Below are 14,047 nucleotides of genomic sequence, written 5' to 3'. Positions count from 1 at the left end.
GATGCTACACCGATCGGCGCGGCTTTCGAGGGTCACGACGTGCGCTTGCTCGGGTCGAGCGCGCAGAGCGAGGCGACGAGCGAGGTGAAGCCCGGCGCGCGCTCGTCGGCCGAGCGCGACGAGCGCGGTCCGTCCTCAGGCGAAAGAAGGCGCTCGGCCGCAGGCAATCGATACCCCGACCCGAGCGCCACCGCGCGTAAAAGGTCCGACGCGTCCTCGCGCCGCTCCTGATCCCAATCCGTCTCCACGATGGACACGAGCAGCTCCGCTTGCAGCGGCACGTCGCCGATCGCGAGCGCCTCGGCCAGCGCGGCCCAGCAGAAATCGGCCGAGGTCGCCTCGCCGAGCAGCGCGCAGAGCCTCGCCACACGCGCGGCGAGCCGCACGTCTTCGAGCGTGCCGGGGCGCGCGCGCCATTTGCGTTCGAGTTGCCCGAGCACCACCTCGGCGAGCGCGCGCGCCTTCGCAGCGTCGCCGAAACACGCGAGCACCTCGGCCCGGCGCAGCTCGAAGACGAGCCGCTCGCCTTCGCCGGCCTCCACGGTGTAACGCGCGGCGAGCGCGAGCGCCTCGTCGGGGCGGCCGAGGTGGCAAAGCGCGGCGAGCGCGGCCTCCTTGCGCGCCCATTCGAGCGTCGGAGGATCCGTCGCGCCACGGCGCGAGACGAGCGCCAGCGAAACCACGTCTTCGAGCCTGCGCGCCGCGAGCAACGCCGAGAGCGTCTCCGTCGCCGACGCGAGCGCGATCGACCGCGCCGCCGCGGGCTCCAGCGCGAGCACGCTCTCCCATTGCGCGCGCGACACGCGGAGCAGCCCCGCGCCGATCTCCGCGCCGAGCCCGAGCGAACGCACCCGCCCGAGGTGTAGCAGCGCCTCGTCGAGCCGACCTGCTGCGCGCTCCGCGGCGCCGAGCCCGACGAGCGCCGAGACCGCGAACGCGAGCGCCTCGGCCGATCGCTTTTGCCGGGCGATCGCCGCATAGAACCGGACAGCGGCCTCCGCGACGCGGCGCGCGTCCTCGTGCCGGCCGAGGTGCCCTGCCACGATCGTGGCCTCCTCGAAGCACGGGGCGAGCGCCGCGACCCTGTCCTCGCGGCTCTGCGCGAGCGCCCGTGCGAGCGCCTGCGTGATGGCCCCTGACCAGGCGGCGAGCTCCCATCGGACCGCGCGGCCGCGAAGCGTGAGGAATTCATCGGCGACGAATCGATCGTCCACGCCCGAGCGCGCCGCAGGCGAGCGCTGTGCAGCAAGGTTCATGCGAGCCTCGTGGAAAAAAGCGTGCGTCCGCGCGCCCGCGCGGCGCGGGCAGCCGGCGTGTCCGGCCCACCCTCGCCGCGTCCCTCTACCGGCCGCGGTGCGTCTGCTCTCTTTAATGGATCGCCGGGCCCATTTCAATGCACGAGGCTCTTTGCTCGGACATTGTATGACCGAAGGTGACCCGTGCTCCCGCCGCTGCTAGCTTCGCCGCACGATGGCCTCGAAAGACCTCTTCGAACCGATCACGTTTCGCAACGGCCGCACGGCGCGCAATCGCATCGCGCTCGCGCCCATGACGAACCAGCAGAGCCACGCCGATGGCACGCTCTCCGACGACGAGCTCCGCTGGCTCGCCCTGCGGGCCGAGGGCGGCTTCGGCATCGTCGCCACGTGCGCCGCGCACGTGACGCTCGACGGTCAGGGCTGGCCCGGTGAGCTCGGCATCTACGACGACAAGCTCCTGCCGGGTCTCACGCGCCTCGCCGCGGCGCTCCGCGAACGAGGCACCGTCTCCATCGTGCAGATCTTCCACGGCGGCGCCCGCGCCGACGCGAGCGTCACCGGCGAGCGCCCCTGGAGCGCGAGCGAGATCGAAGGCGACCCCGGGAACCCCCGCGCCGCGACGCGTGAGGACATCGAGCGCGTGATCGCCGCCTTCCGCGACGCCGCCGTGCGCGCGCACCGCGCCGGCTTCGACGGCGTCCAGCTCCACGGCGCGCACGGCTACCTCTTCGGCCAGTTCCTCAGCGCGACCGGCAACAAGCGCGACGACGCCTACGGCGGCTCCTTCGAGAACCGCGCGCGCCTCCTGCGCGAAGCCACGCGCGCTGTGCGTGCCGCCGTCCCTGCGTCGTTCCTCGTCGGCGTGCGCATCTCGCCCGAGGACTGGGGCCAGGCCAAGGGCCTCGACCTCGACGAAAACCTCACGCTCGCGGGCTGGCTCGCCGAGGACGGCATCGACTTCCTCGGCGTCTCGCTCTGGGACAGTTTTGCGAGCACGAAGAAGCGCCCCGACGAGCATCCCATCCCGCTCTTCCGTCGCGCTCTCCCTGCCTCCGTCCCGCTCTTCGTCGCGGGCAAGATCTGGACGCGCGCCGAGGCCGACTCGCTCCTCGCCCTCGGCGCCGACGGCGTCTCGCTCGCGCGCTCCGCCATCCTGAACCCCGACTGGCCGCTCCGCGCGCGCGATGCGACGTGGGAGCCGAGGCGGCCTCCGATGCCGGCCGCGGAGCTCGCCGAGCGTGGCCTCAGCCCGAGGTTCATCGACTACATGCGCCGCTGGAAGGGTTTTGTGGCGGACGAGTCGCGCTGACGCCGAGAAAAAACGCTCGCGAGGGCGCGGGGAAGAAGGGGTCCGGGAACCCGCGCCCCCGCGAGCGGCGTGACGCACGACGGTCGACCAACGCACCGTCGTGCCACGACGTCCCTTCTAAACGACCTCGGATGCTTTTGCAACACTGTTGCATCGAGCCGTTCGCTTGACGCGCCCCGCCTCTCTTTCCAAGATGCCGGAGCGATGCGGACCCCGCGATCCTCCGAGGTAAAACGTTACGCGGCGATGGCCGCGCGGATGGCGACGTCGTGCGCAGCCAAGTCCTTGGTTGCTCCGAGGCGCGGTACAGCGCACAGGACGAGGGTTGACCGACGTCCCAACCGGGATGCATGATCCCAGTGCCGAACGTGTGGTGAGATCAGGAACGATAGAGAAGGACGGAAATGGCGCATTCCACGGAGATGCCGACCAGCAGCCTGTTCCTGTTACCTGATCTCCTTCGCAACCCATGGTTGAGGAGGGGTATTGATCGCCTCCGTGTGATCTCCGGCCATGCAGCTCGAGCGACGTTGCCTGCGGAGTTGACGGTCGACGCGGCACTCGCAAAGCTGTCGCAGGCAGGGCTTGCTTGTGGGCGTGGCCCAGGGGAGCGCGTTCACATCCTGGGAGGCACGAGCGCCTTCCTTGACTGCGGCATTCGAGGCTTCGAGCGCCCCTTCATGATCTTGGAGGAGCCCGAAGGGCACTTCACCGCAGCGGTTGCTGGCGTTCGACCCTTTGCCGACGAAGAAGTCACCGTTGCTACCCTCACCCAGGCGGTCGAGTTTATCCTCCGAGTTTACCGCGATCGAGGCATGCTCTCTGCCGAGGTCGGTCGTTGATCGAACGACATATCGAGATCAGCGCGACCTGAACAATGTGTCGAGAACCGACCATTCTCATGGTCCGGCAGGAACTGCCGATGTCATGCGGCGCCGCCTGCGTGCGTCAGATCTTGCTAGAGGCGCAGATCGACGTGCCCGAGGCGACCATCCGCGACATCGCAGGTTACCACCCAGAGATGCCCATGCTTCTGGACGGATTAGCCGACGCCCTCACTGTGCTCCATCCTGGCGCGACCTATAGACATGGCGGAGTTCGGCCCGAAGACCTTGACGCTCTGGCAGGAAAAGCACCCTTCATCGCCCTACTGCGGATGCCTTCGCGACACTTCGTCATCGTCGATGAGGTCGGCTCGACTGACGTCCGCCTACGTGATCCTGCTGGAACGGAAGCAGAACCGTCAGTTGGCGCGGTCGTGGTGATGAAGCGGGCGACGTTCCTCGAGCGATGGACACGAGCGTACAATGGTGTCCTGTGGCGAGTTGGATGAGGAGATCGACGATCCATGGATGTCCAGGATAAGATCAGGTTCGTCCAATCGACCATCGAGCCGATGGCCCTGCACACGTACCCGCACATCGCTGGCTTCGTTGCCATCGAAGATGACACCGGTCGTCACGTCGGGTCCGCGCTGCGCTGCGCGGTCGCTGGTCGCAACATCATCATCACAGCAGCGCACGTCGTCCGTGAGGCACGGAGCGGTGGACGGTTCGCCGTCACTGCGGTGCGTGGCGAGGCACCTTTCGAGTTGCACGGCGATCCTGCCCGTATCGACGACGAGTTCGACGTGGCAGCGTACTTCCTCCCCGCCGAGTACCCCACCCATGGGCTCGCGTTCTGGCCCAAGGAGCGCATCGATCCCTACGAGGAGAAGCTCTCGACGGACTATCTCTTCGTACATGGCTTCCCTGGAGTCCGCTCGCGATTCAGCCCGCTCCTTGGCAGCCTCGCGAAACAGTCGCTTCCGTACGGGGTCATGCTGCGAGAGGACGAGCTTCCCGCCAGCATGAAGCCGTTCCAGTTCGCGATGGACTTCGATCCCACGAACATGTTCTTGCGCGATGGCAACGCCGCCGACTGGCTTGATCCCCACGGCCTCTCGGGTAGCCCAGTGTGGCGCATCGGCGCGAGCGGGCAGCGTGTCGACGCGTGGAAGCCCGATCTCTGCCTGCTCGTCGGCATCGTTACGACGTGGTGCCCAGACGAGAAGCTGATCCTTGCGACGAAGGTGGCACCTCTTCTCGATCTCCTTCGGGGGTGATGCACACCGCTGCCAGAGCATTGAACGGGCTGCACGACGCGATGACTGCGATGCTCCAGCGCAAGGAGGATGAGCGCGGCGTGTGGGACCGACCGCTGACTCCCCCGAACAACACTTCCCTTTCTTGACGCGCCCCGCCTCTCTTTCCAAGATGCCGGAGCGATGCGAGCCCCGCGATCCTCCGAGGTAAAACGTTACGCGGCGATGGCCGCCGTGGCGATCGCCTCCGGACTCGGCATCACGTGGCTGCTCTTGCCGCCCGCGCCCGACACGCCCGTCGTGCATCCCACGCCCGAGCTGCGCGTCGCCGGCATGGCCGTGCCGATGCAGGGCGACCCGGTCGCGAACGCGCTCGACCTCGTGCGCAGGTACGCCGCCGGCGAGATCACGATCAAGCTGCCCGACGGCACGGGCCGAAAGATCCGCCGCGGTGCACTCGGCGCCGAGATCGATCGCGTCCGCCTCGCCGGCTTCGTGCGCGAGGCGCTTCGCCCCGAGAGCCCCCTCCGCCGCGCGCACGACGAAACGAACCCCGGCAAGCCGCTCGACGTCCCCTTGCCGCTCATCCTCGACGCCGAGGCCGCCGTCGACAAACTCCTCGCGCTGAAGAGCGAGCTCGACGCGGCCGCGACCGACGCGTACGTCGACCTCGCGCAGAAAAAACTCGTCCCCGAGAAGGACGGCCACCGGCTCGACGTCTACGGCACGATCGCGCGCATCGACGCGGCCTTCCGCCAGGGCGCGGACGAGGTCGCCGCCGCGGTGGAAAAAGTCCCGCCGAAGCGCCGCGCCGAGCAGATGGGCAACGTCCAGTTCAGCCACGTGCTCGGCTACTTCGAGACGCGTTACACGCAAGGCGAGCGCACCAAGGACCGCACGTACAACCTGCGCCTCGCGGCCTCGAAGCTCGACGGCGCCGTCGTCATGCCCGGCGAGGTCTTCGACTTCAACGACGTCGTCGGCCCGCGCGACGAGGCGCACGGCTACCGCGTCGCGACCGTCATCGCGCAAGGCGAGCTCGTCGACGGCCTCGGCGGCGGCACCTGCCAGATCTCCGGCACGCTGCACGGCGCTGCCTTCTTCGCGGGCCTCGACATCGTCGAGCGTTACCCGCACTCGCGGCCGAGCTCCTACATCAAGCTTGGTCTCGACGCGACCGTCGTGTACCCGACGATCAGCTTCCGCTTCCGCAACCCCTTCGACTTCCCGATCGTCCTGCACGAGACGGTCTCGAACGGCGTCGTGCGCGCCGAGATCCTCGGTCCCGAGCGCCGCCACACGGTCACGTACTTCCGGCGCATCGACGAGGTCCTCCCGTTCGAGGAGGTCGAGCGCCAAACACCAAAACTCCCCGAGGGCATGCGCGTGCTCGCGCAGCGCGGCATCCCCGGCTTCAAGACCACGAGCTCGCGCGTCGTGCGCGACGGCGCGCACGCGCTTCGTTACAAGTGGAGCGACTCGTACCCGCCGACGGCGCAGATCATCAACGTCGGCACGGGCCCGAAGGAGCTCGAGGTCAACGCGAAGGACGACGAGCACCCCGAGTACGTCGTGGACGAGTACCTCGTGGTCACGCAGGGCCCCGACATCCGCACGCCGGGCGTCACCGAGGCCCAGCCGGGTGGCGGCACGATCGAGAGCCGCGAGCCCGGACCGACGGGCAAGCCGGGCTACTACGAGAAGCTCGGCTTCTCGCACTACCGCAGCAAGGACACGGCCGAAGGCGCGAGCGAGGGCGAGGCGCCGGCGGCGCAGCCTGCCTCGGCGGAGTCGAAGGACGAGGGCAAGGCCAAGAAGCCCGAGGACGACAAGGGCAAGAAGAAGAAGCGCAAGAAGAAGAAGCCCGCGGCCGAGAGCGGGACCTGACAACCTCCACGCGTCGGGGTACCCTCCGCCGCCGTGCTCTCCCCCCACGTACGCTTCGAGGGGTTCACCGCGACGGACTGGGTCCGCGTCCTGTCGCTCTTCCGGCCACGTCGCACCACGGGCGAGCTGCGTGATCCGAACCGCCCGCGCGGCGGCGTGATCGCCATCCACGACCGCGGCCGCCTGCGCAAGCTCCTGCACACGAACGTGGGCCGCCTCGGGATCGAGGACATCGAGTGGCCGATGACGGCCGAAGAGCTCGCGAAGCGAAACGACGCGAGCTTCTGCATCGTGCTCGAGAGCGGTACACTCGAACGGATCATGGAGCGCTTCGCCTCGCGCTCGCGCAAGGGCGACGACCTCGCGGCGCAGACGGTCACGCTCTTCTCGCTCGCGCAAGCCGAGCTCGCGGCGGGCCGTCTCTCGGCGTGGCCGCTGCGCCTGCGCGGCGTGCCGATCCCGACGTCGGGCATGGTGCGCACGAGCCTCGACGCGGTGTGTCCGATCGGCAAGGCGATGGTGCTCGGCATCTTCGAGGGCGGCGAGCTCTGGACGAGCGTGGCGCTGCGTCGTGGTCAGGATGGGATCAGCTTGATCCTCGGCCCCGACGAGATCCGCGGCGACATGGGCCTGCTCTCGGGCGACTGGCGCCGCGACTACCGGCACCTGTCGCATGCGATCGAGGATCGTGTCGGGCCGATCGCGTTCGGCTGTTATGCGGAGACGGCGACGTTCCGCGCGCTCGAAGTGGACCCGAGCCCCGGCGCGTGGGCGCGTGCGGCGTTCGTGCGCGACATCATTCTTTCGCCGTTGCCTGCGCCGATGGCGATTCCGCTGGGGATCGACGCGAGCCGGGCGGCGTTTTTGGCGGTGCGCAAGGTGATGGAGCGGGTCGATTCGAATGGCGTGGTGGCGGGGTCGATCGAGCGATTGTGGGATCGGGCGGCGAAGAGCGCGCAGCATGGAGAGCTCGAAGAGATGCTCGGCTTCCATCCGCTGGAGCTCTTGCGGAAGCTGCTCGTGCGGGACGATTGACCTAGCGCCGCATCACGAATAGCTCACGACGTAAATGAAGGAATCGGACGTCCCCCTGGATTTTGAAGAAGAGTCCCGTCGACTCTGGAGCGAATACCACGCGGCGCGCGATGCAGACTTTGCCGGCTACGACTTCGAGGCGGTGAGCTCGAAGCTCCGATCGCTGCGCCGGAAGGCCTCGAACCGCGGATTGACCGTGATCGTTCAGCAGCTCGGCGATCTCGCAAATTACGTCTCGCTCGCGAAGAAGAAGCAGCAGACGCCCGAGCAGCGTTTGCGCTCGTACTGGCCGGCGCTCATTCCGTCGGTGATCGAGGCGGCGCTCCATCAAGCCGAGGAGGCGTTGAAGGAGAACTCCGTCCCGAAACTTCGCCGCGCCATGACTGCCTTGCGCTGCACCGAACAGCCCGAATACCTCGCGGAGATCGCCGAGGAGGGGCTCGCCGAGGAGTTCGCGCCTCACATCCCTGGCGCGGTGGAGGACGAAGGCATGCTCGTCCTCTCCGCCGAGCACGAAGCGCTCATCGAACGAGGGCGTGTCATGCTCGGTCGGCTACACGCTGCCGTCGGCGGACGGCGCGCCTAGAACATCGAGCGGTTGTCAAACCGATCGATGTTCTAGCGCCGCAAGAGCCGATCCCAGAAGGTGCGCGGGAGCCCCAGGACCTCCGCCGCATGCCTGGGGTCCACGCGGTAGGGGCTCTCCTTGCCCTCGAAAAAGCCATGCTCGGCGATCAAGTGCACGATGAGGCCGGGTCCCTCGAGCTTCGCGCCCGTGCGGCGGTTCTCGATCATGAAATCGAACGAACCCCAGGCGGTATTGGATGTGCAAAGCCAAGGGCATCGCTGATATCCGCCCCAGTGCCTCAATCGAACACGAAACCTGCCGATCACGTCACCGCCCTCTTCCCACTCTCTCTTCCGAGAGCCGAGTGCCGCACGGACGATCTCGCGAATACGGCCAGCGACATCGGCGGGGGTGACCCCCAGCGCTGCCAGCGTGCTCGCGTCCTCCTTCAGCACGTCCCCGAGGCGCTCCGCCTCTCCCAGGAATCCCGCCGTGGAGAGCACGCCCGGTCGCATCAGCTCTTCGACACGCCCCGACGTCACCAGCCAGGCCTGTTGCCACGCGACGACCGTCGAGCGCACCATTTTGTGGATTTCCTCGACGACCTTGGTCCCGAGCCCGATGGCGCCGAACCGCGGACGCATGGCCTCGGCCGCAGCGCGCTCGTCGAAGAGCATGGATAATTCGGCAAGAAACCTCGGCGGGGCCTCGAACTCGTCGTCGCCGATTTCTTTGCGTGCGAGAGCGATGTACCGCTCGACCTCGGCGCTCGTCCCCAGGTCCTCGCGGAGGGGAATCTGGAGCTTCCCGTTCAAGAGGCATTCTCCGTCGCTGTCCACGATCCGCGTGCCATACACCCTGGGCCCGAGCGTCTCGAGTTTCTTCTCGGCGGCCTCGCGACGCGTACCGAAATAAAGGATCACGCTCGATTCCAAACTCAGCCAGCGGCCGCCATGACCGCCTGCGACCTCGATCCCGCGCGCGACGGTGCGAATTTCATCGATGCGCTCCATCGAGATCTCCGCCAGAGGCAACGAGAGGGTTCCGATCAGTCGGTACTCCTTGTATGGGTCGACGTGGCTGCGAAGAAAGTCGAGGACCTCGGCCCGCTCTTCTTCGGTGAGCGAGCGAGAGAACGAGCAACCGAATCCATGAACCTCGACGCTCTCGGCCGGCTCCCCGCGGGACGCGGCGGGCTCCCCCACGAACCAGTCCATGAACCCGGGGATCTCCTCGATGTCGGAAGGGTACGTGGCCATTGCTTCCTCATCGAGTCGCAAGTCGCCCATCCGCGCCGCAAGTCCACCACCCCGGTTGAACGGCGTCGACGATGTCTTTCGCGGTCGCCAGCGAATACCCGAGCTGTGCTCGAAGATACTTGATGGCATCCACGCGCCTCTTCTCTTCGAGAATCGCCAGCATGCCCTCCCGCACTCCCCGTGGCACGCGCTCCAGCGCTTCGCGACGTCGTCGCTCGGCTTGCTCCACCAGATGTCGTTCGAGCTCTCGCGCGTCTTCTGGCGACCCGTGGGCTCTGAGGCCGGTCACGACTGCGCACAGTCCTTCGTGATGAAGGAGAACGATGGCTGGAGCGGTGACTCCGATCAGCGTGGCGTCGAAACCAAGATCGACGTCGAGCTGAACGTCATCCCATTCGTCATGTCGAACGTGAATCATTTGCAAGCCGGCCGAATACGCGGAATCACCAACGACATAAACGTCCCCGTCGACCGCCTCGATCAGCCGTTCGAGGTGCGAGGCATCTTCGGGATCGAAGGTCGCCCACGCTGGCGTCGTGCCGCACATCCGCAATGCTTCGACCATCCGGTCGGGACTCACGAGAGCCCTCTCGTCGAGAACTGCCTTTGCATCTGGCAGGAGGTCGCGTGCGCGGGACAGCACCAGAAAATAATCGACCGTCCGAGAAAGGTGTTCTGCCATGGGGACGCTCATCGCCGCAGCGTAGCCTCCTCCATCTCTGCCGCCATTGCCTTCACGGCCCTGCTGGCCGCCTCGAGCCCGATGTGAGGGTGAGCTTCACGAAAAGCTTCGATGGCCTCTATCGTCTTGCCCTCCCTCAACAACGATTCGACGCGATCCTCTGGAGCTTGCGGCGGAGCGGGCGCGCGGGCCTCTTGATAGGCCTGCGATGAGACCAGGGAGACGAAGCGAGCCGCCAGATGAGCGAGGGCGGACGCGGGTCCTTGCTCGATTGCATTGAAATACCCGGCGGCGTCTTCTGCCAAGATGACGCCCTTGCCGGCCCTGCCCTTCGCCTCGGGCGCGGGCCGTGAATTGGACGGCTTTGGCACCGCACCCCCGATGAGCGCCAGCCAGTGCGCCTCTTCGGGCGACCCTCGGAGAACGACCCGGCCGTTTGCGTAAAACTGCGTCTTGCCCTCCCGATGGCTCTGGATGGACCAATCGAGGAAGAGCTCGACCCGAGCTCCGTCCTGGTCCACGGCGTGAAGAACGAGAGAGCCGCCGTCCATCGCCATGGCGCCGTCCGTGAGCTGGATCGCCGTCGGCAACCGTTCGCTGTCGCTGGTCACGACATCCTCCCCCTACCCTTGTAACGCGCCTTCCGACGCATCACCACTGCCATGAAGCGGGACCTACACACCAGCACAAGGTAAGTTCACCCGGATGCCTCGTCGACGAGACCCCGGAGGAGATCGGACCTCGTCGGGTGCCTGGTCGACGAGGCCCCGACGAGGTCCGATCAGGGCCGGGGTCTCGCGGACGAGGCAGCCGACGGAGTCCGATCAGGGCCGGGGTCTCGCGGACGAGGCAAGCGACGGAGTCCGATCAGGGCGGGGGTCTCGGCGGCGAGGCAAGCGACGGAGTCCGATCACGGCCGGGGGCTCGGCGACGAGGCAAGCGACGGAGTCCGATCACGGCCGGGGGCTCGGCGACGAGGCAAGTAGCGGAGTCAGGAGCGGAAGCGGCAAGTGGAAGCGGCAAGCGGGTACGCACAAGATCAAGCGTCGACCACGTGACGCGAGGCGCCTCCGATCGTCGCATGCCCTCACGATGGAGGAACCCGTAGAAGACTCGGAAGCACAGAGGGACCTCGGCGCAAGCCATGAGGGATGCATCTCCCGCATGGTGAACTCGGATTCCCCGTAGAGGTTGGACGCCGATAACGCTCGCTCACGCTGTGGCGATTCGGTGTTGGGGCAGAAGGGACTTCTGCCGCACGAGCTCAAGAGTACCCAGCTGTCTTGATCTGCCGCGGACGAAAGCCTACCGTGCGAGATGAGCTGCGACGGGAGGGAGGGGCCGCGCGTGACGGAAGACGCGAACAAGGAGATGGCAGCATCCGTCGATGCGCTCGCCTGGCGAGCGCGCGTCGAGGAGCTGGAGGGGCGCGTGGTCGCGCTCGAAGCGGAGCTCGAATCCGCGCGAGGGGCGCTCGCCAGCGGACCGAGGAGTGCCGTAGAGGAGCGAGGCGTCAACCTCAACATCCTCCAGGCGCTCGTCGATCATGCCCCCTCGCCGATGTACGCCAAAGATCTGCAGGGGCGCCTCATCCTGGTCAACCAGCATTGCGCAAACTTCTTTGGAATGGAGAAGGCAGAGCTGCTCGGCATCATCGATCGGGACCTTTTTCCACCTGAGTTTGCAAAGGTCATCGAGGCGTCCGACGCCACGGTCCTCGCGACAGGGAAATCGGTCGAGGCCGAGGACACGATCCAGCACCCCCAGGGCGAACGCGTCTTCCTCACGCTGAAGTTTCCGATCTTCCACCAGGGAACCATCGTGGCGATCGGCGTGACGGCCACCGATGTTACCGCCCGCAAGCAACTCGAGACACAAGAAGCCGCAGTCCGGGACAGGATCATCGCGGCCCAGAAGCAGACGATCCGTGAGCTCGTCACGCCGCTCCTGCCGATCGAGCGCGGGGTCGTGGCCATGCCGCTCGTCGGCGCAATCGAAGGGGAACGAGCCGAGCAGATCCTCGAGACGTTGCTCGCGGGCGTCGCAATGCACGCGGCGACCATCGTGATCATCGATATCACCGGGGTCCGGGAGATCGACGAGCAGGTGGCCCAGGCGCTCGTGCAAGCCGCGCAGGCCACGCGGCTGCTCGGCGCGCAGGTGGTGCTTACCGGCATCAAGCCGGCCATCGCGCAGACCCTCGTCGACATGAACGCAGACATCACCGGGATCATCACGCGCAGCACGCTGCGAAGCGGTATCGCATATGCGCTCGGAACCATCGCGCGGCCGGGGGCAATCGCGCGCGTGGGAAAGTGAGCCCGCGTGGGTCTTGGTGACCTACATCCGGCACTTGGTGCGCGCGGGCAGCTCTGGCAGTCCCCTTTCGCCCGTCGCAAGGACATGATACGGGGCGCATGATGAACTTGTTTGAACCGAAACAAGCGAGCATTTCGATGCACCGGCGCGCGAACCATCCCCCCGTCTGGCTCTTCCTTGCGCTCATCGCGCTCCCCGCATGCGGGGGAGGGATCGAGGGGGTGCGCGCGCGCGCTCCTACGGATCTTCAGTGCGACCCACAATCCATTCAGGTGCGTCCAGCATCCCCGTCGGGGCCACCCGCGGGGCCGTACTACGCCGAAGGGTGCGACAAACTCTGGCGCTACGTGAGCCCGCCGGGCGGGAATACGGAAGGGACCGACGTGAAGGCAATCATCACGAAGCAGGCGACCTTCGATCTTTCGTGCAGCGCCGAGCAGCTCAAGTTTTCGACACTCAACGCCGATACGTTCGGCGCAGAGGGGTGCGGGAAGAAGGCGAGCTACATCCTCGATTGCCCTGTCGGCGGCTGCAAGGCAGTGCAGAACACGCAGGCCCAGTAGACGGAAAGGCGAATGGGAGACACGGGGGCGATTCGGTCGCCATGGACGTAGGGGGCTTCGTCCTCCTCTTTGCTTCTAAATTCAGTTGCATTCGTTGCTCTTGGCGTGGTCATGTCAGGGGCTACGAGCGTTGACTTGTCTGCCGTCGGCGGCCTGGTTCAAAAGCTAATTGCCGCAACGGCTTGGGTATCACCCGCTGTAGTCGCCATCACTGCAATGTGGCGCTCCAAGCGGCAGGCAACCTGACTCAATCGCTCAGCGGACGGAGACGATGGCATGACCACCCGAAGGGACGTCGAAGGTACTCTGGCGCGTTGGTTCGCCGTCGATGCGGACTCCCATATTGGTGTCTTCACGGGCCCGTACGCGGCGTGGCCAGCGTCGGTATTCGATGATTACCAAGCGGTCGACGCGGCCGACGCGTTCCTCGCATCCGCTCCCCCCACCACGGAGGCTATCCTCAGTGCTCGGTGGCGCGAATCAGGGGCGTCTCCAACAATCCCGTCGCTCGAAGCTTCCTGTGGCCTCTACTCCTTTGATGCAGACCCAGGCTACGGGGGACAGACGGTCTACTATCTCGACGCCTCACCCGTACGCCCTCTGCGAGAGCCCGAGGCGCCCCCCATTCTTCGTCGCGCTGCACGCCTTGTCTGCTTCCCAAGCATCCGATTTGCCACCGTCGTGCAGATCGACCTTTCCGGCCTCGTCCCCATCGTCATCGGCGACGGTTGAGCCTGAGCTTTGTTGCCCTGCGAGAAGCTCGAGCGGAGAAATTCATGCCGTGGTACGAACCAAAGGATCCGACGCCGCGTGAGCAATGCCCTTGCTGCGGTTACATAAGTCTGCCCGAGCGCGGCATGAGCCTCATCTGCCTCGTATGCTTCTGGGAGGATGACGCGTTCATCGGCAATGAATTGGATGAGTACTCCCTTTGCAACAAGATGACCCTGCGGCAAGCAAGGGCCAATTTCATCGAGATCGGCGCGTGTGATGCAGAAATGCTGGTGCACGTTCTCCCCGTGCATGACCGCGGAAGATTTCGGTACGAGCCGCTGTCGCCACCGGAGGCGGATGCATGACGCA

At 66.5% G+C, this 14,047-nt stretch carries 15 protein-coding genes; 11 read left to right on the top strand and 4 right to left on the bottom strand.

Annotated elements, in window-relative coordinates; translation table 11 throughout:
- Positions 1 to 32: 32 nt before the first annotated feature.
- Positions 33 to 1,256: a hypothetical protein gene (locus KEG38_RS04495; protein WP_272417763.1), complete on the bottom strand. Its 1,224-nt coding sequence runs from the start codon at positions 1,254 to 1,256 to the stop codon at positions 33 to 35.
- A 214-nt stretch (positions 1,257 to 1,470) separates the two neighbouring features.
- Here KEG38_RS04495 and KEG38_RS04490 point away from each other — a divergent pair, with 214 nt between their 5' ends.
- The 7 genes from KEG38_RS04490 to KEG38_RS04460 all read left to right on the top strand — a co-directional run bounded on the left by KEG38_RS04490 (position 1,471) and on the right by KEG38_RS04460 (position 8,159).
- A complete protein-coding gene (locus tag KEG38_RS04490) occupies positions 1,471 to 2,568 on the top strand; it encodes an oxidoreductase (RefSeq protein WP_272417762.1) in 1,098 nt (365 codons plus the stop codon).
- Between the two features lie 404 nt (positions 2,569 to 2,972).
- The gene (locus tag KEG38_RS04485; protein ID WP_272417761.1) at positions 2,973 to 3,410 is read left to right on the top strand and encodes a hypothetical protein; all 438 of its coding nucleotides are present in this window, start codon (positions 2,973 to 2,975) and stop codon (positions 3,408 to 3,410) included.
- Between the two features lie 59 nt (positions 3,411 to 3,469).
- Positions 3,470 to 3,901, top strand: a complete 432-nt coding sequence (locus KEG38_RS04480; RefSeq protein ID WP_272417760.1) for a cysteine peptidase family C39 domain-containing protein — start codon at positions 3,470 to 3,472, stop codon at positions 3,899 to 3,901.
- Between the two features lie 15 nt (positions 3,902 to 3,916).
- Positions 3,917 to 4,672, top strand: coding sequence for a trypsin-like serine peptidase (locus tag KEG38_RS04475; RefSeq protein WP_272417759.1), 756 nt, complete (start codon positions 3,917 to 3,919; stop codon positions 4,670 to 4,672).
- Between the two features lie 162 nt (positions 4,673 to 4,834).
- Positions 4,835 to 6,538 carry a VanW family protein gene (locus KEG38_RS04470; protein WP_272417758.1) on the top strand — a complete coding sequence of 568 codons (1,704 nt, stop codon included), beginning with the start codon at positions 4,835 to 4,837 and terminating at the stop codon, positions 6,536 to 6,538.
- Between the two features lie 33 nt (positions 6,539 to 6,571).
- Positions 6,572 to 7,573 carry a hypothetical protein gene (locus KEG38_RS04465; RefSeq protein WP_272417757.1) on the top strand — a complete coding sequence of 334 codons (1,002 nt, stop codon included), beginning with the start codon at positions 6,572 to 6,574 and terminating at the stop codon, positions 7,571 to 7,573.
- A 34-nt stretch (positions 7,574 to 7,607) separates the two neighbouring features.
- Positions 7,608 to 8,159 carry a hypothetical protein gene (locus tag KEG38_RS04460; RefSeq protein WP_272417755.1) on the top strand — a complete coding sequence of 184 codons (552 nt, stop codon included), beginning with the start codon at positions 7,608 to 7,610 and terminating at the stop codon, positions 8,157 to 8,159.
- A 32-nt stretch (positions 8,160 to 8,191) separates the two neighbouring features.
- On the opposite strand, the gene KEG38_RS04455 is transcribed toward KEG38_RS04460, so the two are convergent.
- Genes KEG38_RS04455 through KEG38_RS04445 form a run of 3 tightly spaced genes read right to left on the bottom strand, consistent with a single transcriptional unit; the run spans position 8,192 to position 10,693 of the window.
- Positions 8,192 to 9,400: a hypothetical protein gene (locus KEG38_RS04455; RefSeq protein WP_272417754.1), complete on the bottom strand. Its 1,209-nt coding sequence runs from the start codon at positions 9,398 to 9,400 to the stop codon at positions 8,192 to 8,194.
- Between the two features lie 7 nt (positions 9,401 to 9,407).
- Positions 9,408 to 10,094 carry a hypothetical protein gene (locus tag KEG38_RS04450; protein WP_272417753.1) on the bottom strand — a complete coding sequence of 229 codons (687 nt, stop codon included), beginning with the start codon at positions 10,092 to 10,094 and terminating at the stop codon, positions 9,408 to 9,410.
- Positions 10,091 to 10,693, bottom strand: a complete 603-nt coding sequence (locus tag KEG38_RS04445; RefSeq protein WP_272417752.1) for a hypothetical protein — start codon at positions 10,691 to 10,693, stop codon at positions 10,091 to 10,093. The genes KEG38_RS04450 and KEG38_RS04445 overlap by 4 nt, the downstream gene beginning before the upstream one ends.
- Positions 10,694 to 11,429: 736 nt before the next feature.
- On the opposite strand from KEG38_RS04445, the gene KEG38_RS04440 reads away from it, so the two are divergent.
- From KEG38_RS04440 to KEG38_RS04425, 4 genes are all read left to right on the top strand, one after another.
- Entirely contained in the window at positions 11,430 to 12,401 is a 972-nt protein-coding gene (locus KEG38_RS04440; protein ID WP_272417751.1) for a PAS domain-containing protein, read from the top strand.
- A 98-nt stretch (positions 12,402 to 12,499) separates the two neighbouring features.
- On the top strand, positions 12,500 to 12,964 hold the full coding sequence (locus KEG38_RS04435) for a hypothetical protein (protein WP_272417750.1): 465 nt from the start codon (positions 12,500 to 12,502) through the stop codon (positions 12,962 to 12,964).
- A 276-nt stretch (positions 12,965 to 13,240) separates the two neighbouring features.
- Complete coding sequence (locus KEG38_RS04430; RefSeq protein ID WP_272417749.1) at positions 13,241 to 13,696, top strand: hypothetical protein; 456 nt, start codon at positions 13,241 to 13,243, stop codon at positions 13,694 to 13,696.
- Between the two features lie 44 nt (positions 13,697 to 13,740).
- Positions 13,741 to 14,043, top strand: a complete 303-nt coding sequence (locus KEG38_RS04425) for a CPCC family cysteine-rich protein (RefSeq protein WP_272417748.1) — start codon at positions 13,741 to 13,743, stop codon at positions 14,041 to 14,043.
- Positions 14,044 to 14,047 lie beyond the last annotated feature (4 nt).

The organism is Polyangium jinanense (genome assembly GCF_028435265.1).
GTDB lineage: Bacteria > Myxococcota_A > Polyangia > Polyangiales > Polyangiaceae > Polyangium > Polyangium jinanense.
This window is presented reverse-complemented; position numbering and strand designations above follow the sequence as displayed.

Coding starts and splice junctions, on each gene's coding strand:
- KEG38_RS04480 (WP_272417760.1), top strand. CDS start 3,470: ATGGTCCGGCAGGAACTGCCGATGTCATGCGGCGCCGCCTGCGTGCGT.
- KEG38_RS04470 (WP_272417758.1), top strand. CDS start 4,835: ATGCGAGCCCCGCGATCCTCCGAGGTAAAACGTTACGCGGCGATGGCC.
- KEG38_RS04435 (WP_272417750.1), top strand. CDS start 12,500: ATGATGAACTTGTTTGAACCGAAACAAGCGAGCATTTCGATGCACCGG.
- KEG38_RS04455 (WP_272417754.1), bottom strand. CDS start 9,400: ATGGCCACGTACCCTTCCGACATCGAGGAGATCCCCGGGTTCATGGAC.
- KEG38_RS04485 (WP_272417761.1), top strand. CDS start 2,973: ATGGCGCATTCCACGGAGATGCCGACCAGCAGCCTGTTCCTGTTACCT.
- KEG38_RS04430 (WP_272417749.1), top strand. CDS start 13,241: ATGACCACCCGAAGGGACGTCGAAGGTACTCTGGCGCGTTGGTTCGCC.
- KEG38_RS04490 (WP_272417762.1), top strand. CDS start 1,471: ATGGCCTCGAAAGACCTCTTCGAACCGATCACGTTTCGCAACGGCCGC.
- KEG38_RS04450 (WP_272417753.1), bottom strand. CDS start 10,094: ATGAGCGTCCCCATGGCAGAACACCTTTCTCGGACGGTCGATTATTTT.
- KEG38_RS04460 (WP_272417755.1), top strand. CDS start 7,608: ATGAAGGAATCGGACGTCCCCCTGGATTTTGAAGAAGAGTCCCGTCGA.
- KEG38_RS04425 (WP_272417748.1), top strand. CDS start 13,741: ATGCCGTGGTACGAACCAAAGGATCCGACGCCGCGTGAGCAATGCCCT.
- KEG38_RS04475 (WP_272417759.1), top strand. CDS start 3,917: ATGGATGTCCAGGATAAGATCAGGTTCGTCCAATCGACCATCGAGCCG.
- KEG38_RS04495 (WP_272417763.1), bottom strand. CDS start 1,256: ATGAACCTTGCTGCACAGCGCTCGCCTGCGGCGCGCTCGGGCGTGGAC.